Annotated in this window: 30 protein-coding genes; 10 read left to right on the top strand and 20 right to left on the bottom strand. The window is 50.1% G+C overall.

What is annotated here, in order from left to right:
* Positions 1–20: 20 nt before the first annotated feature.
* The 3 genes from ACGHUK_RS03895 to ACGHUK_RS03885 all read right to left on the bottom strand — a co-directional run bounded on the left by ACGHUK_RS03895 (position 21) and on the right by ACGHUK_RS03885 (position 3,252).
* The gene (locus ACGHUK_RS03895) at positions 21–1,019 is read right to left on the bottom strand and encodes a GGGtGRT protein (protein WP_005935035.1); all 999 of its coding nucleotides are present in this window, start codon (positions 1,017–1,019) and stop codon (positions 21–23) included.
* A gap of 17 nt (positions 1,020–1,036) precedes the next feature.
* Positions 1,037–1,738: an iron-sulfur cluster assembly scaffold protein gene (locus ACGHUK_RS03890; protein ID WP_015537775.1), complete on the bottom strand. Its 702-nt coding sequence runs from the start codon at positions 1,736–1,738 to the stop codon at positions 1,037–1,039.
* Between the two features lie 296 nt (positions 1,739–2,034).
* Entirely contained in the window at positions 2,035–3,252 is a 1,218-nt protein-coding gene (locus ACGHUK_RS03885) for an MFS transporter (protein ID WP_390575078.1), read from the bottom strand.
* A gap of 123 nt (positions 3,253–3,375) precedes the next feature.
* On the opposite strand from ACGHUK_RS03885, the gene hisS reads away from it, so the two are divergent.
* Positions 3,376–4,617 carry a histidine--tRNA ligase gene (hisS, locus tag ACGHUK_RS03880; RefSeq protein WP_097774680.1) on the top strand — a complete coding sequence of 414 codons (1,242 nt, stop codon included), beginning with the start codon at positions 3,376–3,378 and terminating at the stop codon, positions 4,615–4,617.
* A gap of 155 nt (positions 4,618–4,772) precedes the next feature.
* Here hisS and ACGHUK_RS03875 read toward each other — a convergent pair whose 3' ends face one another.
* The 9 genes from ACGHUK_RS03875 to ACGHUK_RS03835 all read right to left on the bottom strand — a co-directional run bounded on the left by ACGHUK_RS03875 (position 4,773) and on the right by ACGHUK_RS03835 (position 11,832).
* Entirely contained in the window at positions 4,773–5,615 is an 843-nt protein-coding gene (locus ACGHUK_RS03875) for a response regulator (protein ID WP_005940544.1), read from the bottom strand.
* A gap of 201 nt (positions 5,616–5,816) precedes the next feature.
* A complete protein-coding gene (locus tag ACGHUK_RS03870) occupies positions 5,817–6,527 on the bottom strand; it encodes a CpsB/CapC family capsule biosynthesis tyrosine phosphatase (protein ID WP_120080815.1) in 711 nt (236 codons plus the stop codon).
* Positions 6,524–7,270 carry a CpsD/CapB family tyrosine-protein kinase gene (locus ACGHUK_RS03865; RefSeq protein WP_390575075.1) on the bottom strand — a complete coding sequence of 249 codons (747 nt, stop codon included), beginning with the start codon at positions 7,268–7,270 and terminating at the stop codon, positions 6,524–6,526. The genes ACGHUK_RS03870 and ACGHUK_RS03865 overlap by 4 nt, the downstream gene beginning before the upstream one ends.
* Positions 7,267–8,088: a Wzz/FepE/Etk N-terminal domain-containing protein gene (locus tag ACGHUK_RS03860; protein ID WP_332376063.1), complete on the bottom strand. Its 822-nt coding sequence runs from the start codon at positions 8,086–8,088 to the stop codon at positions 7,267–7,269. Before ACGHUK_RS03860 ends, ACGHUK_RS03865 begins: the two co-directional genes overlap by 4 nt.
* 148 nt (positions 8,089–8,236) lie before the next feature.
* The gene (locus ACGHUK_RS03855) at positions 8,237–8,800 is read right to left on the bottom strand and encodes a hypothetical protein (protein WP_390575071.1); all 564 of its coding nucleotides are present in this window, start codon (positions 8,798–8,800) and stop codon (positions 8,237–8,239) included.
* A 77-nt stretch (positions 8,801–8,877) separates the two neighbouring features.
* A complete protein-coding gene (locus tag ACGHUK_RS03850) occupies positions 8,878–9,873 on the bottom strand; it encodes an LCP family protein (RefSeq protein WP_390575069.1) in 996 nt (331 codons plus the stop codon).
* A 231-nt stretch (positions 9,874–10,104) separates the two neighbouring features.
* The gene (locus ACGHUK_RS03845) at positions 10,105–10,305 is read right to left on the bottom strand and encodes a PTS ascorbate transporter subunit IIC (RefSeq protein WP_005940562.1); all 201 of its coding nucleotides are present in this window, start codon (positions 10,303–10,305) and stop codon (positions 10,105–10,107) included.
* Positions 10,305–11,336, bottom strand: coding sequence for an SPFH domain-containing protein (locus ACGHUK_RS03840; RefSeq protein WP_332376060.1), 1,032 nt, complete (start codon positions 11,334–11,336; stop codon positions 10,305–10,307). Before ACGHUK_RS03840 ends, ACGHUK_RS03845 begins: the two co-directional genes overlap by 1 nt.
* Before the next feature lie 169 nt (positions 11,337–11,505).
* Complete coding sequence (locus ACGHUK_RS03835) at positions 11,506–11,832, bottom strand: hypothetical protein (RefSeq protein WP_349935930.1); 327 nt, start codon at positions 11,830–11,832, stop codon at positions 11,506–11,508.
* 43 nt (positions 11,833–11,875) lie between these two features.
* On the opposite strand from ACGHUK_RS03835, the gene ACGHUK_RS03830 reads away from it, so the two are divergent.
* The 9 genes from ACGHUK_RS03830 (at position 11,876) to xerC (ending at position 18,039) form a co-directional block, all read left to right on the top strand.
* The gene (locus ACGHUK_RS03830) at positions 11,876–12,139 is read left to right on the top strand and encodes a hypothetical protein (RefSeq protein WP_371293096.1); all 264 of its coding nucleotides are present in this window, start codon (positions 11,876–11,878) and stop codon (positions 12,137–12,139) included.
* Complete coding sequence (locus tag ACGHUK_RS03825; protein ID WP_371293097.1) at positions 12,132–12,509, top strand: NisI/SpaI family lantibiotic immunity lipoprotein; 378 nt, start codon at positions 12,132–12,134, stop codon at positions 12,507–12,509. The genes ACGHUK_RS03830 and ACGHUK_RS03825 overlap by 8 nt, the downstream gene beginning before the upstream one ends.
* 38 nt (positions 12,510–12,547) lie before the next feature.
* Positions 12,548–13,210 (top strand): response regulator transcription factor, encoded by a 663-nt coding sequence (locus ACGHUK_RS03820; RefSeq protein ID WP_390575064.1) that lies wholly within the window; start codon positions 12,548–12,550, stop codon positions 13,208–13,210.
* Positions 13,201–14,565 carry a sensor histidine kinase gene (locus ACGHUK_RS03815; RefSeq protein WP_390575061.1) on the top strand — a complete coding sequence of 455 codons (1,365 nt, stop codon included), beginning with the start codon at positions 13,201–13,203 and terminating at the stop codon, positions 14,563–14,565. The genes ACGHUK_RS03820 and ACGHUK_RS03815 overlap by 10 nt, the downstream gene beginning before the upstream one ends.
* A gap of 559 nt (positions 14,566–15,124) precedes the next feature.
* Positions 15,125–15,550 carry a sigma-70 family RNA polymerase sigma factor gene (locus tag ACGHUK_RS03810; protein ID WP_117850953.1) on the top strand — a complete coding sequence of 142 codons (426 nt, stop codon included), beginning with the start codon at positions 15,125–15,127 and terminating at the stop codon, positions 15,548–15,550.
* Positions 15,547–15,687: a helix-turn-helix domain-containing protein gene (locus ACGHUK_RS03805; protein WP_371293100.1), complete on the top strand. Its 141-nt coding sequence runs from the start codon at positions 15,547–15,549 to the stop codon at positions 15,685–15,687. The genes ACGHUK_RS03810 and ACGHUK_RS03805 overlap by 4 nt, the downstream gene beginning before the upstream one ends.
* A gap of 246 nt (positions 15,688–15,933) precedes the next feature.
* Complete coding sequence (locus ACGHUK_RS03800) at positions 15,934–16,236, top strand: hypothetical protein (RefSeq protein ID WP_371293101.1); 303 nt, start codon at positions 15,934–15,936, stop codon at positions 16,234–16,236.
* A gap of 78 nt (positions 16,237–16,314) precedes the next feature.
* Positions 16,315–16,629, top strand: coding sequence for a helix-turn-helix domain-containing protein (locus ACGHUK_RS03795; protein WP_371293102.1), 315 nt, complete (start codon positions 16,315–16,317; stop codon positions 16,627–16,629).
* 12 nt (positions 16,630–16,641) lie between these two features.
* Positions 16,642–18,039, top strand: coding sequence for a tyrosine recombinase XerC (gene xerC / locus ACGHUK_RS03790; protein ID WP_371293103.1), 1,398 nt, complete (start codon positions 16,642–16,644; stop codon positions 18,037–18,039).
* 577 nt (positions 18,040–18,616) lie between these two features.
* Here xerC and ACGHUK_RS03785 read toward each other — a convergent pair.
* From ACGHUK_RS03785 to ACGHUK_RS03750, 8 genes are all read right to left on the bottom strand, one after another.
* Positions 18,617–20,920 (bottom strand): DEAD/DEAH box helicase family protein, encoded by a 2,304-nt coding sequence (locus tag ACGHUK_RS03785; protein ID WP_390575058.1) that lies wholly within the window; start codon positions 20,918–20,920, stop codon positions 18,617–18,619.
* Positions 20,890–21,795 (bottom strand): DUF1837 domain-containing protein, encoded by a 906-nt coding sequence (locus tag ACGHUK_RS03780; protein WP_390575055.1) that lies wholly within the window; start codon positions 21,793–21,795, stop codon positions 20,890–20,892. The genes ACGHUK_RS03785 and ACGHUK_RS03780 overlap by 31 nt, the downstream gene beginning before the upstream one ends.
* 20 nt (positions 21,796–21,815) lie before the next feature.
* The gene (locus ACGHUK_RS03775; RefSeq protein ID WP_390575053.1) at positions 21,816–22,550 is read right to left on the bottom strand and encodes a PmeII family type II restriction endonuclease; all 735 of its coding nucleotides are present in this window, start codon (positions 22,548–22,550) and stop codon (positions 21,816–21,818) included.
* Positions 22,537–23,733 (bottom strand): DNA cytosine methyltransferase, encoded by a 1,197-nt coding sequence (locus ACGHUK_RS03770; RefSeq protein ID WP_390575050.1) that lies wholly within the window; start codon positions 23,731–23,733, stop codon positions 22,537–22,539. The genes ACGHUK_RS03775 and ACGHUK_RS03770 overlap by 14 nt, the downstream gene beginning before the upstream one ends.
* Positions 23,734–23,746: 13 nt before the next feature.
* Positions 23,747–23,956 carry a helix-turn-helix domain-containing protein gene (locus ACGHUK_RS03765; RefSeq protein ID WP_390575047.1) on the bottom strand — a complete coding sequence of 70 codons (210 nt, stop codon included), beginning with the start codon at positions 23,954–23,956 and terminating at the stop codon, positions 23,747–23,749.
* A 327-nt stretch (positions 23,957–24,283) separates the two neighbouring features.
* Entirely contained in the window at positions 24,284–24,949 is a 666-nt protein-coding gene (locus ACGHUK_RS03760; RefSeq protein ID WP_390575045.1) for a sigma-70 family RNA polymerase sigma factor, read from the bottom strand.
* Positions 24,933–25,346, bottom strand: a complete 414-nt coding sequence (locus ACGHUK_RS03755) for a hypothetical protein (protein ID WP_390575043.1) — start codon at positions 25,344–25,346, stop codon at positions 24,933–24,935. The genes ACGHUK_RS03760 and ACGHUK_RS03755 overlap by 17 nt, the downstream gene beginning before the upstream one ends.
* A gap of 37 nt (positions 25,347–25,383) precedes the next feature.
* The gene (locus tag ACGHUK_RS03750) at positions 25,384–25,764 is read right to left on the bottom strand and encodes a helix-turn-helix domain-containing protein (RefSeq protein WP_390575041.1); all 381 of its coding nucleotides are present in this window, start codon (positions 25,762–25,764) and stop codon (positions 25,384–25,386) included.
* Positions 25,765–25,995 lie beyond the last annotated feature (231 nt).

The following is a 25,995-nucleotide window of genomic DNA, read 5'->3' as shown; positions in this document are numbered from 1 at the left end:
CGCTGAAACTTAGGAAAAACTTAGGCGTTAGCCTGAGCTGCAGCAACAGCGCATGCAACGGTAGCACCAACCATCGGGTTGTTGCCCATGCCGATCAGGCCCATCATCTCAACGTGTGCGGGCACGGAGGAAGAACCTGCAAACTGAGCATCGCCGTGCACACGACCCAAAGAGTCGGTCAGGCCGTAGCTTGCGGGGCCTGCGGCCACGTTATCGGGATGCAGGGTACGGCCCGTGCCGCCGCCGGAAGCGACAGAGAAGTACTTCTTGCCGTTCTCGATGGCCCACTTCTTGTAGGTGCCTGCAACCAGATGCTGGAAGCGGACGGGGTTGGTGGAGTTGCCGGTGATGGAGCACTGAACGTCCTCCTTCTTCATGATGGCAACGCCTTCCATAACGTCGTTTGCACCGTAGCACTTGACGGCTGCGCGCTCGCCCTCAGAGAAGGGGATCTCCTTGACGACGGTCAGGGTCTGAGTGGGGATGTCGTACTCAGTCTGAACATAGGTGAAGCCGTTGATACGAGAAATGATGTAAGCTGCATCCTTGCCCAGGCCGTTCAGGATGACGCGCAGGGGGGTCTTGCGGACCTTGTTTGCGGTGCGGGCGATGCCGATAGCACCCTCAGCAGCAGCAAAGGACTCGTGGCCTGCCAGGAAAGCGAAGCAGGTGGTGTCCTCGCTCAGCAGACGAGCGCCCAGATTGCCGTGGCCCAGACCGACCTGACGCTGCTCAGCGACAGAGCCGGGGATGGTGAAAGCTTCCAGACCTTCGCCGATGGCAGCAGCACACTCGGCAGCATCGGTCAGGCCGCGCTTGACGGCGATGGCGGTGCCCAGGGTGTATGCCCAGACAGCGTTATCAAAGCAGATGGGCTGAACGCCGCGCACGATCTTGTCGCAGTCGATGCCCTTTGCGAGGAGCATCTCGTTGCAAGCGTCCAGAGACTCCAGGCCGTTAGCCTTCAGGCATGCCTCGATTTTCGGCATGCGGCGATCCATAGATTCAAAAGTTGCCATGAGTTGTTCCTCCTCTCTTATTCCTCACGCGGGTCAATGTACTTCACAGCACCCTGCTCCTTGCTGAAGCGGCCGTAAGTACCCACGTTCTTCTCATAAGCCTCGTTGGGGGTCTTGCCGTGACGGATATCCTCCATCATCTTGCCCAGCTTGACGAACTGATAGCCGATGACCTCATCGTTGGCATCCACAGCCAGCTTGTTGATATAGCCCTCGGTCAGCTCCAGATAACGGACACCCTTCTCCTTGGTGGAGAAGATGGTACCGGTCATGGAGCGCAGGCCCTTGCCCAGGTCGTCCAGACCTGCGCCGATGGGCAGACCGTCCTCAGAGAAAGCGGTCTGGCTGCGGCCGTAGACGATCTGCAGGAACAGCTCACGCATAGCAACGTTGATGGCATCGCACACCAGGTCGGTGTTCAGAGCTTCCAGAATGGTCTTGCCGGGCAGGATCTCGCCTGCCATAGCAGCAGAGTGGGTCATACCGGAGCAGCCGATGGTCTCCACCAGAGCCTCCTCGATGACACCGTTCTTGATGTTCAGGGACAGCTTGCAGGTACCCTGCTGAGGTGCGCACCAGCCCACACCGTGGGTGTAGCCGCTGATGTCCTTGATCTCATAGGCCTTGACCCATGCGCCCTCTTCGGGGATGGGAGCCGGACCATGCTTAGGACCTTTGGTGATCGGGCACATATTCTGTACTTGCTGCGAATAGGTCATAATCATACTCTCCTTTTGACAAATGTTGCTTTGCAGCACAAAGCCGCCGCCGCGCCCTGCCGGCACAGCCGCTGCCCTTTGCTGCTTGCATCTGACCGGGCGCGCCGCTCTCTTTCAGCGCCTTAACCGGTACTACCACGCATGATTTTATTATAGAGAAAGCTGACGGATTTTGCAATACATTTCCGGTAAAAAACATCAAAACTATTTGCAGTTGTCTGCTGCTAACTGTCAATTCGGATGCTTTTGTCATTTCATTCGTCAAGTTTTTGTCAACTATGTCAAGAGGGCAAATTTCACGCTCCTGTGTCCTGCCTGCGCGGTGTCTGCCCGGCAGGCTTCAGTACCCACATGGCTGCAAAGCCCGCCGCTGCGCCGCCCACGGCAAGCCAGTGTCGCCCGGCTTCCAACCCCCAGAGATTTGCTGCAAACGGAAAGGCCAGACTGCCCACGCTCTGCCCCAGTGCCAGAAAACCGTAGTTCACCCCTGCGTGCGGCAGGCCGAACAGATCGGTGGAAAGGGCGGGCAGCACTGCTGCAAGGCCGGAATAGCAGAAGGTAAGCCCCGCATAACAGGCGATCACCCACCAGCCCTGCGCAAACGCAAACCCTGCCGAAAGCCCCAGCGACACTGCAAACAGCAGCAGATCGGTGGGCCTGCGGCCAATTTTATCGCTGAGCATGGGCATCAGCAGGCGGCCCGCCGCACTGCCCACGCTGCCCAGCACCACGCTCCACAATGCAGCGCTTTCGTCCAGCCCCCGCTCCACGCCCAGCTTCAGGATGATGGGGCTGAACAGAAGCACCGCCGGGGTGGAAAAACACACCGCGCCTGCGCACAGCCAGTACTGCTTTGTTTTCAGCATCTGCCACGGGGAAAGGTCGATCTCATTTTTGCCGCTCCCCTGCTGGTTTTGTCTGCTTTCCGGCGGGTCCTGCAGCAGCAGACTGCCCGCAAGGCAGACGGGCAGCGTTATGGCCCCCAGCGCCCAGAACGCGCCCCGGATGCCCTGCACGATCCCAAAGCCGCTGACCGCCGTGCGCACGAACACGGTGAGGAACGCACCGGAAAGACCCACCGCCCCGCCGATCACGCCGGTGGCAAGACCCTTGCGCCCGGCATACCACTTCTGTGCGCAGGACTGGATGGATGGGTACAGAAACGCCGTGCCCAGCCCCGCCGGGATACTGAATGCCAGAAAAAAGCTGATCGCACTGCCGCCCGGCAGGATGGCCGCTGCAAAAAATCCGCCGCACAGCAGTGCTGTTCCCCACAGAGCCGCACACCGCGGGCCTCGGCTGTCCTGCAGAAAGCCGCCGAGGACGCACCCCACGCCGAACGCCGCAATGAGGATGCCGAAGGCATAGCCTGCCCCCTGCTCGCTCAGGCCGTACTCGTCCATGACCGGCTGCTGGAATACGCCCCACGCCGCCGGGATGCCCGTGAGCACCTGAATGGCTGCGCCCGCCGCAAGGATGGTCCACGGATGTTTTGCTGTAAATTGCTGTTTCATTGCCTGCCCTCCGAATGGTTTTTCCCTTACAGTGTGCCCATTTCAATTGACAAAACGGCAGATTTCTTTATAATGAATAAGGTAAAAGTATTTACATTGATTTATATAGAGAGGAACCATCTTATGAAAACACAGGCATTGAAGGGCATGCGCGACCTGCTGCCCGCAGAGCAGACCCTGCGCGATTACATTCAGGGCAAAATTCTGGAGACCTACCGTGCGTCCGGCTTCGAGCGCATTTCCACCCCCATGCTGGAGGATATGGAGAATCTGGACAAATCCGACGGCGGCGACAACCTGAACCTGATCTTCAAGGTGCTCAAGCGCGGCGATAAGCTCACCGCTGCCCTGAACACCGGCGATCCCAAGCAGCTGTCCGATATGGGCCTGCGCTATGACCTGACCCTGCCGCTGAGCCGCTACTATGCCGCCAACAAGGATAAACTGCCCAGCCCCTTCAAGGTGATCCAGACCGACCGTGTGTTCCGCGCCGAGCGCCCGCAGAAGGGCCGTCTGCGCGAGTTCGTACAGTGCGATATCGACATTCTGGGCGATTCTTCCCCCAATGCCGAGGTGGAGCTGATCGACGTGACCACCCGTGCCCTGCTGAACATCGGCTTCACCGGCTTCACCGTCAACATCAATGACCGCCGCATCCTGCGCGGGATGCTGGAGAGCATGGGTTTTTCCGCTGATACGCTGGATTCCGTCTGCATCACCTTTGATAAGATGGACAAGATCGGCGCCGATGGTGTGAAGGCTGAGCTGACCGAAAAGCAGCTGCCGGAAAATGCCATCAACGCACTGGCCGACTTCATTGCCGCAGGCGAAGTCACGCTGGATGCCGTGGCTGCCCGCTGCGCAGACCCCGCCATTGCCGATGACCTCAAGTATGTCCTTGCTACCGCCAACGCCATGGCTGCAGGCCGCTATCAGGTAGCCTACTGCCCCAGTCTGGTGCGCGGTCAGGGCTACTACACCGGCATGGTGTTTGAGATCACCTGCCCGCAGTTCAGCGGTGCCGTGGCCGGCGGCGGCCGCTACGACAACATGGTGGGCAAGTTCCTGGGCACTCAGGTGCCCGCCGTGGGCTTCTCCATCGGCTTCGAGCGGGTGTGCGGCATCCTGCTGGAGCAGGGCTACCAGATCCCCGGCGCAAAGCAGAAGATCGCCCTGCTGTACGGCAAGGATGCCGACTTCACCGCCGTTCTTGCCAAGGCTGCAGACCTGCGCAGCAGCTACAATGTCACCGTTCTGCAGCAGGCCAAGAAGCTGGGCAAACAGTTGGGCCAGCTGGAAGCTTCCGGTTTTTCCGGTGCCGCCTTTATGGATAAGGATGAGATCAAAATTTTTGCGCAGCAGTAAATAATTGCACACAAAGCCCCTTTACTTTTGATATGCTACCCCTAGAATAGACAGAGTAAAAACAAAACTCTGAGTACTCTTGGGGTATTTTCATGTCAAGAAAAAACACCTCAGAAAATCGAGCGATTTTCTGAGGTGTTCTTGTTTTTTCTGGTTTAAAAGCCGGTAGGCGGCACATAGTAACTGGGGATCGAGGCTGTTTTCTGCACATTTGCCTGCTGGCGCAGCGCTGAACGGGTCACCTCTGCCCAAGAATACTGGGTCATATACTCGCCGCGATAGGAATTGGTGGCCGAGCGGCTGCCCCGCAGGAAATTGTAATAATCACAATCCACCTTGCTGGTGTCCAGCGCCAGTGTGCTGCGGCCGCGGATGAGCAGGCCGGTAACACCTGCATCCTCCAGCGTATGGCTCAGGTCAAAGATCAGATTGCGGAGATGGCTGTGCAGCGATGCGGTGTCGGGCTTATCCTCCCACAGCACGGCCAGCATTTCGCCGTTGGTGCAGGTGGCACCATTGCGATCCACCAGATAGGCCAGCAGCTCCTTGCTCTTGCTGCGCTTGAAGGCCAAAGCGCGCCCGCCCACGAAGATCTCAAAATTGCCAAAGCACTGGATCTTGATGCCGACAGGGGCATTCTCCGGCGGGTAGCGCAGATGCTCCAGCACATTGCGCACATCTGCCTCGTTTGCAGGCTTGAGTAAAAAGCCGCTCACGAAGATCTGCAGCGCTTCCAGCGCATACTCCGGGTGCTCTGTTACCACAATGATGTTGCAGCGCGGCTGCAGCTTCTGGATCATGCGCGTCAAAGCAAGCCCGTTCATGCCGGGCATTTCCAGATTGAGGAAAGCCGCGTCCATCGGCCCCTGACGCATCCAGCTCAGTGCATCCTCGGTCGTCATGGCGCTGATATAGTCACAGTCGGGTGCAACGCGGCACAGGATGCGGATCAGCGAGTTGATTGCAAGCTGTCCATCATCGACGACCAGTATCTTCATTCGTACACCCCCGCAAGTTTACCATACATGTTCCCTGTTTCAGTTTAACACTTTGTCCTTTGATTCGCAAGTTTTTTTGCACAAAAAGCCAGAAGCTCCACACTTCTTTACAAAAGGACGTTCCTTCCCCATCCGTTTCCTCACGAAGCAGCTGGCTGAAAGTGGCGTCTTTCCCATTTTCATTTCCGGCAGTCAAAGCAACTATACAAGATACTCTGTGCCATCCAGTCCGGTCAGTTTTTGTGCTGTCGTTTGTCCCACACGGGTGCAGAGCCGCTCATACGCCTGCCGCATCCGGGTCGGGCGCGAGGTGCAGTTGTGTGCATCGGAAGAGACCGCGTCCACCAGCCCCGCCTTGACCCAGTGCTCCAGCCGCATCCGCTGCCAGAAGCCGCTGTCCAGCACAGCCGAACAGTTGATCTGGCAGCGCAGCCGGTACTGTTTGTGCAGGCGGGCCAGCAGGCCGTGCTGCGCAAGGCAGGGATACCGCTCAATGTGGGCCACCAGAATGCGGTAACCCGCACCCGTGATCTCCTGCAGAGCCGTTTCCAGCTCCTTTGCCGTTATGTTCGGCACAAATTCCAGCAGCACCCAGCCGGTATCTCCCAAGGTCAGCAGCTGGCGCTGGACTGCCGCATATCCCGTCGCAGGGGTATACAGCAACTCAGAGCCGTGCTCCAGCTTCAGGTCGTAGCCTTTTTGTGTGCAGTATGCGCGGGCCAGCGCCAGATGCCGGTCGTAGATTTCCTGCGGGAAGCGTTCCATGCCCGGCGTACTGTGCGAGGTAGCAAACAGGTGCCGCACACCGTCTGCTACCGCTGCATCCAGCATGGCATACATTTCTTCTCTGGTCTGCGCACCATCGTCCACGCCGTAGACGAAGTGCGCATGATAATCCGTAAAGCCGCTCATTTCTTTTCCGCTTCGTGGCTTCGTTTATAATACTTTCTGTAATAGCCGTACTTTCCATACTTTGAGTAGGATTTGTAGTACTTGCGGCCCATATAGTTGTCGTAGTCCACCTGATTGAGCACGGTGCCCAGAATGGGGCAGCCGGTCTGCTCGATCTGCTGCTTCACGTCCAGCAGCTCCTGACGGCTTACATCGTTGTAGTTCACTGCGATCAGGGTGCCGTCACATGCCTTGGCGATCTCCGCCGCATCGATGACCATGCCCACCGGGGGTGCGTCCACAATGACGTAATCTGCCATTCTGGCCAGCATATCCAGCAGTTCGGCAAAATGGCTGTTGGTCAGCAGCGCCAGCGGGTTGGGCACATCGCGGCCCACCGGCACCATGATCGCGTTGGGGATGTCGGTCTGGTAGATGACCTCATCCATGCCCACCATGCCGGCCAGAAAATGGGAGAGGCCCTTGCCGTCGCTGCGGCCATCCTCATATTTCAGGCCGTAGTCATTGTTGACCATGCTGCGGCGCAGGTCTGCGTCCACCAGCGCCACCTTGATGCCGCGCTGTGCCAGCGTGCGCATCAGGTTTATGGACAGATAGCTCTTGCCCTCTGCAGCATGGCAGCTGGTGATCATGATCTTTTTGACACTCGCACCTGCAAAGGAGAGGTTGGTGCTCAGGGTATTAAAGGCTTCATTTCCCGCATAATCCAGAGCCGGAAATTTTGTGATCTTCAGCTGTTTCATGCTTTCCTCCCAGAGCTGCCACCCACACGGCGGCGGACATCATTGGCAAACCGCTTGGTGCGGCGCTTGAACTCGCTTTTCTCTTTCGGCTGTTCGCCAGCATCGGCCAGCGGGATCGATGCCAGCACGACCATGCCGGTATACTTGCGGATATCATCGGCAGACTTGTAGGTATCGTCCAGCATGGTCCGCAGCACCACCACGGCGCAGGCCAGCACAAAGCCCACTACAAAGCCCAGCAGGATGTTCTTGGCCTTGTTGGGGCTGAACGGGTTCTCCGGCACACGCGCAGAAGACATCAGGGTGGGCTCGTCCGTCTTCATCTTTTCCGAGATGTACTTTGCGCCCACATCCGCATACTCGTTTGCGATCGCTGCTGCTTCTTCCGGGTCCGGGTTCGTGACCGTGATATCCAGCATACGGGTGTCGCTGGTGTTGGTGACAGACAGCATACTGGCCATATCGGTGTAGGTGTAATCCAGATCCAGGTTGCTGATGACCTTTTCGTGGACTTCCCACATTTCAAAGACCTTGATGTAATCGCTGGTCAGCTCGCTGCCGACCTGCAGATCGGAGAAGTTCAGCACCGAATCATTGCGGCTGACCACATAGATGGTAGCCGTTGCTTTGTACATCGGCGTTACCAGAAAAAACGTATAAAGCGCCATCAGCACGGCACCCACCACAGCCGTGGCTGCAATGAGCGTCCAGTGGGCCAGCAGGCCCAATGCCAGCTCCAGCAGATCAATGGTATCTTCGTCCTGTTCCGGCTGTGCCGCTAAAGCTGTGCGCTCCTTCACAAAAGTATCTTGCTGCACGATTTCACTCCTTACCTATAATACTGCATAATATTGCCGCCCATGCGGCCCGGGCATTGTGCCCTTTCCTCTATTTTTCTGAATCCTATACGCCAAAAATGCGGCGTTCCCTTTTTCATCAGGGAGCACCGCAGAACATTTCTAGTTCTTAGCCCTCAATGGTCTTCACGGCCACCAGAACGAAGTTGGAGCCATAGAGCTTGACCTGACGGCCCTTCAGGTTCACCACGATCTCGCCATCCACGACCTTACCGGGCACAGTATAGTAGGTATAGGTCACAGTGCCGTCTGCCTTCGTCTTGGGCACAGCCACCAGAACGGTAACTTGCTCGTTGTCCTCGTAAGCAGCCTCAATGACCTTGGACTCAATGGTCAGCTTAACATTTGCAGCGTCGAGCAGGTTAGAGGTCTGCATCTCAAAGGCCTGCGTTACAGTAACATCTATAGTCGTCTTCTTTTCTTTCGAAGCGCCCGCAGCCTTCTGCAGGTCTGCATCAGAAGTGATGTCCTGCAGGACTTCCTCGACCTGAGCGGTATCCTCCTTGGCAGTGACCCTCACATCGCTGACAATGCCCAGAACACCGGTGACGGTAGCAGAACCGCTGGCCTTGACCTCATCTGCCACAGTCTTGCTGGGCGTTGCTGCCAGAACAGACACACCCATGCCCACGACCATAGCAGCGGTCAAAACAGCGCTGATAACTTTCTTCATAATGAAGATCTCCTTTCACTTCAAGCCGCACTCCCCAAGATGCTGCTTTCTATCGCAAATGCTTTTCAACATTTACATCATTCTTCAACAGGCTCCCAAAACAGCGTCAGAACCGCTTTCTGGATGGAAGCTTCGGTCGGATAGAACTCGGTGAATCCGTCCTCTGCCACCTTATGCTCGCCCTCCAGTGCAATGGCAGGCTCCACAGTATCATCTTTGGCAGCCCACACCTCGTTCACCAGCCGGCCCTTTGCAAGGTCGGTGACCAGATACGGCTGCAGCGCATCGTACACCTGTGCGGTGAACTGCTGATCCTGCTGCACCCTGCTTTCCAGCTGTGCGGAAAGCTGTGCAAGATACTCCTCCTGCCGCACCATGCGGGCTTCGTTGGTGCCTTCGCCAATATCCATGCGCCTGCGCACAAAGATCTCAGCCTGATTGCCCTGCAGCGTCAGGGTAGCTCCCTTGGTCATGGCCGGGTCTGCTGCGGAGAAATCATCCTCCAGCGTCACGGTCACACCGCCTGCAAGGTCGTTCAGCACCGAGATGCCGTCCAGACTCATAGCCAGATAGAAATCAATGTTTTCCCCCTGCAGCAGGCGGGACACCGCATCACGGGCATAGCCGCAGCTTTCATCCTTGCCATCGCCAAAGCCATGGGCAAGGCTGATCTGCATCTGAGTGGTGCCCACCGGATTGCCCAGCATGCCAAGCACCGTCACCTCTGCCATGGTGTCGCGGTCGATCTTGAGCTGACGGACCGTCTTGTCTTTGCTGTCTATCACAATGAGCCGCTGAAAATCCGCCTGACCGCCCTGATAGGAGCCTTCTGCTTCCACCTCGCTGTCATGGTCGATGCCCATAACAAGGATGGTGGTCAGATCTGTGCGCCTGCGGTAGGTCACGCCGTCCACTTCCATGGTCTCGGCGGTCTCCTGCGGCAGCTCCGTCCGGGTCTCCGGCTTTTGGCTGCGCTTTTCCAGCCAGCTTCCGCCCACAAAAAGCAGTACAGCTGCCAGCACCAGCACAGCCAGCGCAGCAGCGGCACCACGATGTTGTTTTTGTCTGTTCAAGCGGGTAAGTTTCCCTCTTTTCTTCGGAATATAGTTTTCTGCGGGAAGGTCTTTCCATTGCCACAGAAAGATATTCCTTGGCTTATTATAGCGTCACAAGCGTGCAACTGTCAATGCATTTTCGTTATTTTTCGGCAGGAAATTTCGCATTTTCAGCCTTTAGGGAGCCACAGATAAACACAAACCCCGGCCATGCAGAGTTCATCCGCACAGCCGGGGCCAATTGGTATTTTATTTGATATCCAGTTCAGGCGGCACATCGATCTGGTCCGAGACATACTTGCCGTTCTTTTTGCGCTGCCGCACGCACTCCGTCAGCAGATATTCGATCTGCCCGTTCACCGAGCGGAAGTCATCTTCGGCCCAGGCGGCAAGGGCATCGTAGAGCTTCGCGTTCAGGCGCAGGGGCACCTGCTTTTTTGGTTCTGCCATCAGTACAGGCTGCCGCTGTTCACGATGGGCTGGGCATCACGGTTGCCGCACAGCACCACCAGCAGGTTGGAGACCATTGCCGCCTTGCGCTCGTCGTCCAGCTCCACTACCTTGTTCTCATTCAGGCGTTCAAGGGCCATTTCCACCATGCCCACAGCACCGTCCACGATCATCTTGCGGGCATCGATGATGGCGCTTGCCTGCTGGCGCTGCAGCATCACGGCCGCAATCTCCGGCGCATAGGCCAGATAGGTGATGCGGGCTTCCACTACCTCGATGCCGGCCTCGGCTACATTCTTCTGGATCTCGTCCCGGATGCGGGCGGCTACCACCTCCGAGGAGCCGCGCAGACTGCCCTCATCGGCTACGCCGTCGCCGGTGGTATCCACATTGGGAGCCACATCATAGGGGTAAATGCGCACCACATTGCGCAGAGCGCTGTCGCACTGCAGGGAGAGGTACTCCTTGTAGTTGTCCACATTGAATACGGCCTTTGCGGTATCGGTCACGCGCCAGATGACCGCAATGCCGATCTCCACCGGGTTGCCCAGACAATCGTTGATCTTCTGGCGGGAGTTATTGAGGGTCATCATTTTGAGCGAGATCTTCTTGCTGGTCGATTCTGCAGTCTGGGGACTGCTGTTGCCTGCCTTAAGCAGGGCCGCCATGCCGGTCTCGCCGCTGTTCACATCGCCGCTCTGGCTCAGTTTGGTGCCAGCTGCCGGGTTCACCGCGGTGCAGAAGGGGTTCACCCAGTAAAACCCCTGTCCCTTCAGGGTGCCGATGTAATCGCCGAACAGGGTGAGCACCAGTGCTTCCTGGGGCTTTAACACCTTCAGGCCGCAGAGCAGGAAGATGCCCGCCACCCAGTATGCGATGGACAGGATCGTGAGCAGGATGCCCGGAAACAGGCTTTCGTCCAGCAGAATGATGCTGTAGAAAAACAGCAGGACGGTAACAGCATAGCCCAGCAGGGTGAGCAGCAGCATGACCATGCCGTTCTTTTTGGTCTGCAGAATTTTCTCTTCCATAACAGTTCCCTCCTTCACAGGGTGCGGAAGCGTTTCTTTATGATATCAAAATAATATCACTTTATATCATTCTTGTCAAGTCCTCCGCAGGCAAAAAAGAGCCGCCGCACAAACACTGTGCAGCAGCTCCTTTTTGTTTATCTTTTTATAATGTAAGGGGCACTTGCTCTCAGGCGAAGGTCAGCACCACCTTGCCAGCGCCGCTGTTACGGTCTGCAAGGGTATCGAATGCCTTCTGGAAGTCCTCTGCCTTGAACACATGCGTGGTGATCTCATCGACCTCTTTCAGGTGGTCAGGCAGGATCTTGACCACCTCGGGGAACTTCTGGTACTGATGACGGGTACCCAGAATGGTCAGTTCCTTTGCGTTGATCTCCTTGAAGTTCACGGGGATCGGCTCCTTGCCAAAGGTCATAGCCACCAGACGGCCTGCGGGAGAAAGCTGGCTGGTTGCATGTGCCAGCAGTGCGGGAACGCCTGCGGCCTCAAAGATCACGTTGACACCCTCGCCGTCGGTCAGTTTGTTGATGAACGCATCTATGGGATTGGGAATTGCAGGGAGTTTAATAGCTGCCCTTATGATAACAGGGCTTGGTGACGCTACATGGAAATATATTCCCTGGGCCTGGGGCGTTCGTGCTATGGATTACACTGTGCTTGCATGGGATAGCCCCCAACTGTATGCACAGGTAAAAACCGATTTTTTCAGCGGTATGATTATTTCTGTATGCTGCACTGTTTGTCTGCTGATTGCCAGTTTGGTTTGGTTTCATGGTTGGGAGGGAGGTAAAAACAGTGAATAAAAAGTGCCTGTTTGCCGTGGTAATTGTGCTTGTAAGTCTTATATGCTTATCGGCCTGCGGTGCGCTCCGCGATACCGCCGATAAAAATAAGGCGTTAAATGAATCTCTGCCGTATTATGAGCTGAACGCCGCAAACTATGATGAAATTTCATATAACGGCCTGACATATACCATAACGGATGAATGTCTTGAAATGTCAGAACTGCAAGAAGAAATCGGGCAGGTATCGAAACGCTTCAAAAATGTGGCGGGGAAAGATTTCAGTTTCGGCTACGTTTACAGTATTGTGGATGTGGATATAAGCAATGCCGTAGCTGTAAATATCAACAATGAATATCGGAAAGCTGACATTAAAAATAATGATGAGTAACCTCGACAATGTGGTATAATGGGGCGGGAGGTGATTTTTTGACCCACTTACTTGTAGTTGACGATGAAGTTTCTATCTTGGAATTGATTAAGAACAGTTTGGGGAAAGATGGATATTTGATAACAGTCTGTCAAAATGCGGATGATGTAGACATCAAAAAGCTGCATTTCTATGACCTCATTCTTTTGGATGTGATGATGCCTGGCACAGACGGGTTTGAGTTTTGCAAACAGATCAGGAATATGGTAGACTGCCCGATTCTCTTTCTGACCGCAAAGACATTAGAGGAAGATATATTGTTTGGATTGGGCATCGGTGCGGATGATTATATTACGAAACCTTTTCGTATTCAGGAGCTTCGCGCCCGTGTCGCGGCACATTTACGCAGAGAAAAAAGGGAGCATCACAGCACACTTTCATTTGAGCCTGATATAAAATTTGACCTTTCCGCAATGGTACTGTATGTTTCAGAACAGCCGGTTCCCCTTACCAAAAGCGAGTATTCAATCTGTGAATACCTTGCAAAAAACCGGGGACAGGTTTTTGCAAAAGAACAAATCTATGAAGCCGTTTTCGGGTTTGATGGAATAGGCGATAACTCTACGATCTCAACGCATATAAAAAATATTCGTGCGAAATTGGAGCATTTCAAAATAAGTCCGATCAGCACCGTATGGGGGATAGGATATAAATGGGAGTGAAAAAGAAACCTACATTGAAAATATTGTTTCGCCAGTTTGCTATCTCCCTCATTGTCATGCTGGTAGCGGCAATTATTGTCCCTTTTGGTTTGGAGGGACTTGCTATAAATGCTGGATTAGCTACAAGAGCAAATCTAAGTGAATTGCAGGTAAAAGAGATCATTCCAACGCTGACGATTGCCCCGGATATTACAAAGGTTGTGATTCCACAGGGATGCGGCTACTTAATTCTGGACAAGAACTTTAATGAGCTTTACAGCAATATGGACGATGATGAAAAAGAAATTGCCCTGCTGTACGCAAAGGGAGAATATATTGAATATGCTACGGGGAGGCAGTTTGCACTTGTTGTCCGGGAAAACGAATTTTGCGTTTTAAGGTATTATATTGGTTCTCAATTTACAGTGTCATGGCTACCGGAATATTTTCCATCTCCTGATACGCTTGCGTTTATCCTGATGGCTGTAAATTCGCTGCTGGTCATTATCATACTGACCGCCAGATTTGCTAAGAACCTGCGTACACAACTGACCCCGCTTTTTGAAGCAACTGCGGAGGTTTCAAAGCAAAACCTTGATTTTGAAGTAGGACACGCCAAAATCAAAGAGTTTGAAGATGTCCTTGCATCTTTTTCAGATATGAAAGATAATCTGAAAATTTCGTTAGAACGGCAATGGAAAACCGAACAGACACAGAAAGAGCAAATCGCCGCGCTTGCCCATGATTTGAAAACGCCTCTGACGGTTATTCAAGGAAATGCTGATTTACTCACAGAAACAAATCTTGATGATGAGCAACGATTATACGCTGGTTACGTCGTGGAAAGCTCCGGCCAGATGCAGTCATATATTCAAACCCTGATTGATATATCACGGGCGGCGGTTGGTTATCAGCTCCATATTGAAAGTATAGACTTGCCAGCGTTCATGCAGCACTTGTTCGGTTATATGGAATCACTATGCCGGACAAAAGAAATCCGGCTGCAAATAAATACTGTTTCACTCCCTCAAATGCTGAAATTTGATAGGGTGCTGATAGAACGTGCTATTATGAATGTTATCAGTAATGGGCTGGACTACTCCCCGCAAGGCGGAACGCTTTATGTGGATGTTCAGAGTAACAACAGTTTCGTGGAAATTTCAGTCACAGACGAGGGAACGGGGTTTTCTAAAGAGGCATTATGCCACGCACAGGAACGGTTCTATATGGGCGATCAAAGCCGCAATTCAAAGTCACACTTTGGTATGGGTCTATATATTACAAATTCGATTATGGAACAACATAATGGTCAGCTTATTTTAGAAAATTCAAAAGAAACCGGCGGCGCAAAGGTTACTATGAAACTTCCTTGCTGATTTTCCGATAGTGTAATGGACGTCTTTTATGTCCGTCCATTTTTCAAATCTTTATGGAATCTTCAAAAATTCCTCTTATCATGTATCTAAAGAAAAAACATCTGCCCAGCGGCAGAAAAGAAAAAAACGCTGCTGGGCAGACCCATTTTCACGCTTAATTTATATTCACTGGTGGCGGTTTTGAGAAATCAAGGCCGCTGCTTTCTTTCTGTCATTCCCAGCAGTTAAAGGCATGGCGGCCCACGGGAGGACGCCGCCATGCTGTTTTACTATCATTATAATCTAATCCACTTCTACCGCTTAAAAAAAGCCTTGCCCCGCCACGGGAATATTCCGGCTATGAGTATGAACTATACCATGTAAGAAAACAACAAAACGCTTCAAATCGTCGCCCGGTAGGTTTACGACCTGCCGGGCGATTTTTGTCGATTTTCGCGGATTCTCATTTCCGGCAAAAAATCAGATGGAAAAGGAGGCGGTCAGCAGACCAGGGCCAGCATAGGCCCCTGACAACGGACAGGATCATCCTGCTCACTCCCCACGGAAAGGAGGTGAGAAGATGAAAGTTACCCCTGATGATTACGGGAGGCGCTGCCAGTTTGACCATTTTTGCAAGCTGGTACTGTACCATGAAGCCGTTGACTACTTCCGGGAAAGGAAGCGTCAGCGTGGCTGGGAAACATCCTTTGAAACGCTGCCGCTTTCGGAACTGGACACGCTATGCACGATAGATCAGTACCCCAGCGACAGTTTTATATTTCCGGCCTATGGCTGTGAGCTTCAGATCAGCGACGGGCTGGTGGCCGCTGCCTTTGCCAGCTTGCCCCAGCCGGGACAAAGCATCTTGATACTGCATTGTGTCCTGGAACTGACGGACAGCGAGATCGGCGCGGTGGTGGGAATGTCCCGCAGCGCCGTCCAGCGGCACAGGACTAAGACGCTGGAAACCATGAGAACAAGACTGACGGGAGGTATTGCAGAATGAAGCAGGCCAGATATAAGGAGCCTTTGCCCCTTGCAGTGATCGAGGCGGCCCGCGCCGGTGACGCCGGGGCCGTGGAACAGGTCTTGCAGTATTACAACGGTTACATTTCTGCCCTTTGCAGTACACGGTGGAGGTAGGTAAAATGCAGAAATACCGATCCTGTAAATAGTTTGCAACCGGTTCGCTGCTCTCCCCCGTCACACCCATAGCATGAAAGAACAGCACCGCAGGATGATTCCTGTTGCCATAAGTTTGAAACATCATTGATATCGCCTCAGCTTTCCATAAGAAACATCATAATTCTCGCAAGTACCGCCGCTATGACTGCCATGCCCACCGTGCCGAACAGCCACTTTTTCTGTTTGTCTTTTGCGGTGATGCGGATGATCGAGGACACGAAGAAGTGGGTGCTGTCCCCTGAACGCAAGGCTCCGCAGTCCACGAGAGAATATGCAGCCCATCGGTTGGATACCGTGTTGGACAAGTTTCTCAAGACCATGCAGACCACCGCTGCCCGCTTGCAGGAGAAGCTCCTGAAGCCGGAGGCCCGGCAGAAAGGCAAGGAACAGGTCAAGGAGAAAGCACGGGATTCCGTTCTGCAACTGTTGAGCCGTTTGCAGGCAGAACAGGCGCAAAACAAACCATCGGCACAACCCCGCACACAGGAGGGGTACTCGGAAATCTGAACTCATCGGGAACGTTTGGGGCAGAAAGTTGGCACTTTCTGCCCCGGCACCCGGTTACAAGGAAGTGGAGGTCTGCCTATGAATATGAATCGGCCTGACATGACCGAAACCGTGAAATATGAAAATTATACGAATAAATCCTTGCAAATGGACTCGAACCTCGCTACAATGGAGATGTCTAAATCCCCTGCCATTGAATCTTCTGACCAGACCAAAGCAGCCAAGCTCAAACCGCTTGTTTACCGGGTGGAGGAAATCGCCCAGCTTTTGGCGATTTCTCCTCGCGCTGCGTACAACCTGTGCAACACCACGAAGGATTTTCGGGTGCTGCGCATCGGCACCAGTATCCGGGTAACCAAACAGAGCTTCGACAACTGGTTTGCGGCGGTCTGAGGGAGGTAATCTATGGCATCTATTCTAAAGCGCGGAGATTCCTACTCCGTCCGTTACAAGTACAAAGACCATTCCGGCAAGCCCTGCGAGGGATGGGAAAGTTTCAAGACCAAAAAGGAGGCGCAGGAGCGAAAGATCACGGTCGAGAAAGAACTGCTGGATGGCACATTCCTTGTCCCCGACACCATGACGGTGGAGGAAATGCTGTACAAGTGGATTCCGATTCAGTCCACCAAGCACAAATGGTCCCCCAAGACCTACACCCAGTCTGTGGCGATGGTGCAGAACCTTATCGTGCCGTATATCGGGAAGCGGAAGGTACAGGAACTGCGCACCTACGACATTGAGAAGTCCTATGCTACCCTTGCCAAGACCCCCTGCGGGCAGTACGTCCACGGCGTAAAGCAGCCCCTGACCGAAAAGCAGAAGAAGCGGTTGCTGTCCAGCACTTCTATCCACGAAGTCCACACGCTGCTCAAGACTGCTTTCTCCTATGCGGTGGAGTGGGATTTGATTCACAAGATTCCCCTACCCCGTGATGCGCCCAAGGCAAACAGTGAGGAACGTACCATCTGGGACAAAAAGACCATGCTGGCGGCATTGCAGACCATCGAGAACCCGGCACTCCATCTGGCGGTGCACATGAGCATGGTCCTTTCGCTCCGTGAGGGCGAAATTCTCGGCTTACAGCCGAGTGATCTGGATTTCGATGCCGCCGATGGGCGCGGCACCATCTCAGTCAGCAAGACCATGCAGCGAGCCAACAAGGATGCTCTGGAAAAGCTTGACCCCAAGCAGGTCTACTACACCTTCCCAGATAGGCGCGAGGGCAGCAAGTCCTCTCTCATCCTAAAAAAGCCCAAAACCAAGAAGTCCAACCGTGTTCTGTATATGACCAAGCCCTTGAAGGAAGAACTGCTGGCATGGCTTGAAAAGCTCAAACAGGACGAGCAGAACGCCCCGGAGAAATATAGCAACTGTGGGCAGTTGTTCCGACTCCCGGACGGCTTGCCCATCGCGCCGGAGCTGCTGACAAAGTGGTACCGCCTGTGGAGATCCGAGCACCCGGAGTTTGAGCAGATCGTGTTCCACGGCCTGCGGCACTCCAGTGCCACCTACCAGCTCTTGCAGTCGGACGGCGACTTCAAGTCGGTGCAGGGCAACACAGGTCATGCGACGGCATCTGTCCTGATGGACACCTACGCCCACACGCAGGACAAGCCCCGGCTGGAGCTGACCGAGAAGATCGAAGCGAACTTCTATTCCCAAGACCTAACCCCGGCAACATCCCAGCCCCGGCAAAACGAAAAGCCGGCGGCAACAAAAATCTCCGGTAGGGAGATCCTTGAAGCCATCCGGCTGATGGACGCAGACGAACGCAGAGAATTGACGAGAGCCTTGTTCGCCTAAAATTTCTTCTTTTTATGCAAAGGAAAGCAGGCTGTGCAAACCTTGCGCAGAAAAGCCCCCGATTCGGGCAAATGTGCAAACGGTGTGCAGAAAGTGTGCAGCCGCTTTCTTACATAAAGAAAGAACGCCAAATCTTACGATTTGACGTTCAATATCTGATGCACCTCCAGGGACTCGAACCCTGGGCCCACTGATTAAGAGAGCAAGCCGCCGGTTCGTCTCAATTTATGGATGTTTCGAGTCATCGTTATTTTTAATCAAAGCAACGTGATTTTTCACCCGGTAATTTCTGCACCCTTTGTCGGATTTTGCAACGAAAAGCACCCTCTGCACGTTTTGAAACCGTGCAAAATCCGTGCAGAAACCGTGCACTTACTCTCCAACAAACAAAAATCACCCTATCCACCACCGACTTGACGGCATTTGTTTGAGTGGCCGTGCAAAAAAAAAAATACAATCTATAAATCCAACCTTATCTAGTCCATTAACTTTTGTGTTTCTATATAATCGAAACAATCTTTTTAAAATCAAACCGAAATATTTGGCTCACCACTTAACGGTTTTCTAACGGACTTGCTTATTGGAACAATCTGCTTACTTGCTCATCAATTTGTTTCTCATAAGCATCAAACTGCGCCTTATCATATTCTGTTTGGCTATCATAACAATCAATAAGCTTAAAAGGAACGCCATAGTCACTTACCTTGCGCGCAGCAGGAGACAATGCATTGTACTCAAGCTTTTGCAGCAATAGGCCCAATCCAGGGACACTATCTATATCAATGTTTTCAAGAGTTGAAACCCGGTATCTAAAGAAAGCATCGAACAAACCGAGATATTTTACTAAATGATATTTGAAAATATTATAAACAAAATCCGCAACTATTCGTATCGCTTCGTCTTTAGTCTTGGGCGAATTTTGACGAGTGGTATAATAATTCACCATTGACATAAACCCACCTTCAAGATACGAGCTTAATAGCACGGTAACTAAGGAGTACTCTTGTTTGCCGCCAACTCGGAAACTAATAAGCTGCTTAAGCTTTTCTTCCCGCACAATGGGAAATATCAGATTGAGAATAGCTTGAAAACCACTCCAATACAAACTTTTTGCATTACTTCTTGCTAATTTAATGGAAACTTGTTTAATCTCATCAATCGTCCACCAAGGCATTTTTTCTATGTTTGCATACAACAGCAGTTTATCTTTAGGTCCCACAACTCTGAAGCCGTTAAAAACATTTGCTGGAATTCCAGATGCCTCAATTTGTGAAGTTATCATTTCTTTCTCTTGAAGATTTGCCGCAGATAAATATTGATCCTTTGTAATTTGATAGTCAACATCTGTTTTTGGCGCATCGATATCATAATTTTTGTGTTCTAATAGTTCCGGCCTGCTGTTAACAATGCTCTCAAAGCTATTATTCAGGTCAATAACTCTTCCTGAATAATGTTGTTGAAAACGCCCTGCTCGACCAGCGATGTTTTTAGCATCAAATTGTCTAAGTTTTTTCGCACCTTTTTTTCCCGATGTAATAATTATATTTTTTGCAGATGTATTAACCCCCTCGGTAATTGTAGTAGTCGAAAAAAGACAAATCAATGCCCCACAGTTAAACAAATTGATGATTTCTTTTTGAATATATTTTGGTACAAGACTGTGATGGATCCCTATTCTTCCTCGTAATGCCTTTAATACAATCCAATCGTCACCAAACGTATTTTGTAAATGATTTAAGAAAATTTCATAGACAGGTGCATCTACCCCTGAACACCTTTCTTGAAATGATAAAATAAGATCTTCATCTTGCAACAACTGTCTAGCATACAATTCTGTATCGGATTTTCGACTACAATAAATGATAGTATTTTCTGTGGGGGAACTCAAAGCCTGAACAATATTGGCAATCTTCTGCGTCTTACTCACTGAACCGATTTCAACTGGAATACTGTCAATAATATATTGCTTCTTACTTTTAACTGTTGTATATTCCTTCGAGACAATTTCAAACTGATTATACAGAAGAAACGCAAATCCATTATCATGTGCAAAATTATTAAAAGATTTGTGTTGCTCCGTTTCTGCTGACGGTAGGGCCATATATGGGCCTGCGAGTAGCATATCATCCGTTAGATTGCAAATAAATTCTACTGTCAAGCGATAAGCTGTATCACGTTCATTTTCTCCCGATGTTTCCTGGTCTATAATAAAACTATTATCAATTTTATAAACTTCGTCAATAAAAGCAAAATCAAAGTGAAGATGCTGATGTGAATCCATAAAAGACAGAAATCTCTCAGGTGTAAAAATAAAGATATTCTTCTGAGCAATCTCAAAAGTTTCTTCACTCAATGAATGAATAGCGTAGCTATTAAAGGCTTCCCAATTACAAAGACGCGCATAATTTTCAGATAATAAGCTTATTGCCGGAAAAATCAAAAGCACATTCCTATACTGCATCTTTTGGATAATTTCGTAGACCAAGAAAGTTTTTCCAAAGGATGTAGGAGCAGTTAAAACATAACGATTTCGCTGTTCGATTACAAAACTATCTAGAACATGCTTTTGATAACGATGTAATTTACTATCACCTCTGATAAGGCTTGCATCATGGAACAGTGCGCTCATTGTAAGTGAATTGATATTTTCATCACCAATCTCGGCATTTGTGAACTTTGATTTTAACAAATCATAGTATTGAGGAACACCTGCTTCATTCGCCAAAAACAAGAGTAAATTCAAATCGGCATCAGACAATGTCTCATCTTTCATATAGTCAAAGAAGCCGCAAACTTTTTTGACAAATGTTGCAGAATTTTCTGTTTTTTTATAATTATAATACGCCTTAATTACATCAGCGGTTCTTGTGAATCTATCCATTGAATCACGCTCTCCTTGATTTGTTTGACCTCTGACAGCGGTAGAAAGATAAAGAAAAGTCGATAATCAAATGTAGCAGGAATATTAATACCAATCCGTGCATATTCTACAGCAATATGATCGATACATTTTTTTATACTTTGATGGTATGTATCTCTAGAAGCTTTTTCATAAGCAATAAAAATAGGATAGATTAGCCGTATACCCCGGTTCTGCATTTCTTGCGCCAAATTGATATCGGGGTTTTCTTGCCAAGAGTCCAATAGACTATTCAGTTGATCATTCTGAACAGAAAGATTATCCCGCTCATTTATAATTGCTATCAAATTCCGATTCAAATAACCATCTGACAATGATGTTCCCAATTTTTCTATTACAGGGGTTATTGCACTCTTGTAATGCAAATAGAATTTCGCTTCTCCAAACCATAGATCAATATTTCCATCGCGCTCCATCAAATGAAAAGCGTCAAATCCTTTCGCTTCACTATTTTCAATAGGCGAATAAAAGTATCCACGTGCCGCAACAACGCTTGTTTGGAGAAACACCCTCAAAATCAAATCTAATAATACTTCACCGTAAAATCCATATTTCAATTTCGTCGAGTCAGCTGCACACGGATCATATCTAATTCTGCCAAGAATTGCTTTTCTTTGCTCACGCTCCAAATCGTTATAATTTATTGCATATTCGTTTATAGCGAATTCCACAATCCCATTATATATAACCTTTGCAATCTCCTGAGGGTCAGTATTGTTATAACAAATATCACTTTGAGAGGAAAGGCAGGATTTATCTAGTCCACTCTCTTGGTGCGGCAACCGACATTCGAACAGAATAGCACTTCTTACAGCATTTTTAAGAGCTTCCCTCATTAGCCGTTTCCTCCTAAAAATTAATTTCCGGAGTTAAACTCAACAAGTTTCTCCCAGTTGATACTTCCATCCTCAAAGCAAAACTGTTGTGTAAATTCTCGAACTAAACGATTTGCTGCTTTCTGATAAGATGTATCAAAGTCTTCTACATACTTCTCAGGCAGTTTGTCCATATAACGTATTAGTTTAATATAAAATTCCTCATCACCTGTTAATTTCTCCCAAAAATCTTTTCCCGCTAGTTCCATGTAGAATTTAGGCAAACCACGATTAGAAGTTTTTTTCTTTCCATAGCCATATCCAACGATTGGAACGAATCTCTTTTTTGCCTGTTGAGCTAATTTGCTCGCAGCCATAAAGTTTTGCTCCTGTTTTTTACGGCTATCAGCATTAAAAACACTTGTCCCCGATTTTACTGCAATAGCATAAATAGTGTTATCGCGTTCTACCATAATATCAACACCCTCAGCTAAGGCTTTTTGACCTTGTGCTGCGGCTGTTGCAATAGGTTCAAAAAACACGTTTCCAAAAATAGTTTCTTCTGAAGATGATACAAATGCAGCAAGAATAGCATCGACAATCTGAGCGGCTCCGTTCATAGCTTTAGCCCGGAAAAGATACGGATTTTTACGTTTCATTACCGCCTTGATATTCAAACTGTCCACTTTTTTTATAAGGTTGGTGTAAAAATTGTCCAGTGCATCGGCAATAGCTGCTACAATAGCTTCTTCGTTGTAAGAATTATTTATGGGCATAACAACTTCCTCCTATTTCAAGAGCCATCTTAAGTTTTTGATGAACATCTGTTCCTCTAAATCTCTTTGTTTGAATCGCAGCATTTTGATCTGCAACTGATAGAACTACTTTACCCAAAGCTTCCGCAAGCCCAACCGGGACAGCATTACCAATTTGCCGATATTTCTCTGTGCTTGTTCCTGTAAAAATCCAATCATCTGGAAACTGCTGAATTCGTGCATATTCTCGAATGCTCAAAGGGCGATTTTGTGTAGGATGGCACATCATAGTTGCTTTTTGCACAGGCGATGTAACCAATGTAGGAGAGGGCTGATTATAGGATAGCCTACGGTAAAATCCTACTTTTCCTCCTCCCGACTCAAATGCACCTCCCATAGCTATTCTCCTTAAATCAGTGGGAAGATCTCTCCAATTTCCACCCTCAGGGATAAGTTTTAGAAAAGATAAGCGTTCCTTGCTAAAGGCAGCACACTCACCACAATCATATTCCAAATCTCGTATAGTATCGCCTAATGTTTGCCATCGATAGGATGCGTTTTGATGCATTTGGAAATGGGTAGGAATTGGCATAAAAATATTTTCATTATCACGACTTCCAATAAGAACAAATCGTTCTCTAAATTGTGGGACGCCATAATTTACTGCATCCAATACCCCATATACAGTTTTATAGCCGAGTTTCTGGAATTCAGATAAAATAACGTCCAAAACTGTGCCCAGTTGTTGCTCAGGATCGTTTTTATCTCGTTCAGCAAGCGGAACATGTTTCAGCGGGGCAGACATAATTCCCTTCACATTTTCCATAATAAAAAACCTTGGCCGAATGTAATCAATCATTCGAATAAAATCCATAAAAAGGCTTCCACGTGGATCATTAATTCCTAATCGCTTTCCTGCAGTTGAGAACGGTTGGCATGGTGGACCGCCACAAATCAAAAATGGTTCTCCCGGAACCAAATTCACTTGTTCGAGTAAATCAGCAGGATCAATGTCTCGAATATCTCCACTTAAAACTTTATGTCCATTTGCTCGCATAGTCGCGACACACGCCGCATCAAAATCCTGTCCAATAGCGATATTCAATCCTGCCTTTGCAAGTCCTATATCAAGTCCCATTGCACCGGAGAATAGGGATATTACATCCCGGTTCTGTGAGTTGTTCTTAAAATGCAACACATTCATTTTTATTCTCCTATCAAACCTTCTCACCATCTGGAAGGACAAAGTATCGCTCAAACGAGCACCCAACAGTTTCTGCCAAACGCTCCAAATCGGAAACTGTAAAGCTTTCCCGTTTCATTTTGGAGTTAAAATTCTGGGGTGTGGTTCCCATACGTCTTGCTAACTCTGCTACACTAATATTTGAACGTACGCATAGGACTTTTATCTGTTCGGAAATAGTCATCAGGGTACTCCTTACTATTTTAAATTTTTTAATTGAAAATATAAATCAAAAATTTTACACTTTCAAAATAGTCCCTCTCACTTATTATGATAGCACATATTAGAAATATCTGCAATAACAAGAAATTCTCTTATCAAACTTTAGAGTTTAGGCCACCGCTCAATATCAAGTACAACTACACTTTTACTACGTTTTTTGATAAGTCACACTTAGGCCCAACCATACTTAGTTTTTCAAAAATTCACAAACACATTATCAGTATTTTGGGCTCACATCCCTCTTATCGGGAGGAATTATGTCAATTTGACACGATTCCTCTCTGCTCATTCAGATAAACCACCACGGCAATTCCAGCCACAAATTATCCATAGCTTGTTCCTCCGTCTTTTTGGCACGGCTTTTTGTCAGGTGAAAGTATATCGCCGTACCGATTAAAGGATGTTCCTCACCATCGGTGAAGCCATAGCGGTACAGCAGGTAGGTCTGCTCTCGCTGGGTCAGCCGTTTCAGACCATCGTACAGTTCCCGGCGCGATTCCTGTTCTTCCATAATACTCTGCGGCTGCATGGCGTAGGGGTCGGCTATGGCTTCGATGCGCCGCAGTTGTTCCTCTCCCGGCAGAACATCGTCCAGCGAAACGCGCTGGTAGCAGATACCGTCCTTATCCTCCGTCACCATCCGCTGTTCAAAAGTGGCAAAGGCATCCCGTACCATGTCCATCATGGCGTTGCGGATGGCAGGAGCCGCATAGGTCAGGAACTTCATGCCGCGCGCTGCATCGAACTTCGGCACAGCTTTCCATAAGCCCAGATTGCCCGCCTGTTTCAAATCGTCCGTATCAAGGTTCAGGCCAGCCTGTGCCAAATTCATGCTGCGAAAAAGGTCATTCGCCACCTTGCCAATAAAGGACTTGTTGTTGTCGATCAGGCTGTCCAGCGCGGCAGCATCGCCTTTCTGTGCCAGCGCACAAAGCCGTTCATTCGTCTGCTTCATGGGCGTTTTCCTGCTCTGCGGCAGACTGCAAGATTCCCAACAGACCGCTTCGCAGCTGTTCCAGTGCTTCCGGCGTGGCTCCTTTCATGCCCGAAACGCTGTCCAACATTGCATCCGTCAACTGCTCTGCCGTGATCGTTGGGTGCTGCACATCCTGCCCTTTGGTCAATTCGGTGAACATCTTCTCTGCCACTTTCTTGCTCATGGCTTCCTGTTCGGCGTAATGGCTCCCGATGCCCTTTTTAATTTCTTTGACCGTTGCCATGAAGTACATCTCAATATCATCAAGGTCGCCTTGGTACACGGGCTTTCTCCGAAGGCTGATGTCCTTTGCGGCTTTGGCTGCCTCCGGGGTCTTGACCCTTGTACGCAGCAGGGTGCTCAATGTCGTGAGCATGGCGTTCTGTGCCGCAATACCGGACGCAAAGGTATCATCAAAATACTGCGCTATGCGGTAAGTAAGCTCTGCGAAACGGGCATTTTCCAGCAGCAGATTGACTACCTCTGGTATTGATACGCCCCGTGTAGAGGTTCTTTGCGGCTTCTACGGACAAACCCAGTTCGGCAATGTCATAATTCTTGCGATCGGGGATGTTGGTTTCTCCCAGCAGGAAATCTGTGGACACGTTGAACAACCTTGCGATCTTCAACACCTGCTCATGGGTCAGGGTTCCTTTCGCACCACTGATAAAACGGCTGATAGTGCTTTTGGAGCAGCCGATTTCCTTGGCAAGCTCCGGTTGGCTGATATTGTGCTCTTTCATCAAGTCCGCAAGACGGACGTTGGACGGTGCGGGCAGATATTCCTGTGCCATGTGGTCGGCCCTCCTTTTTGAGCTTTTTCCTCATTATAATACGCTCTGCCGTTTTGTTCAATATACGGTTTCCTCTCTGCCCTTGCTGTTGCAGCCCTGCAACCAGTAAGGGCTTTTTTCTTTTTCCGTTGCAGTTTTGCCGCTTTTTCGCCCCTCCTGCAAAATTTTCCGTATATTCAGGCAGGAAGCAAAAAACACCAGAGTTCCCACACGGGGATACTCTGGTGCAAC

Source organism: Faecalibacterium sp. i25-0019-C1 (genome assembly GCF_042854225.1).
Classification (GTDB): Bacteria; Bacillota; Clostridia; order Oscillospirales; family Ruminococcaceae; genus Faecalibacterium; species Faecalibacterium taiwanense.
This window is presented reverse-complemented; position numbering and strand designations above follow the sequence as displayed.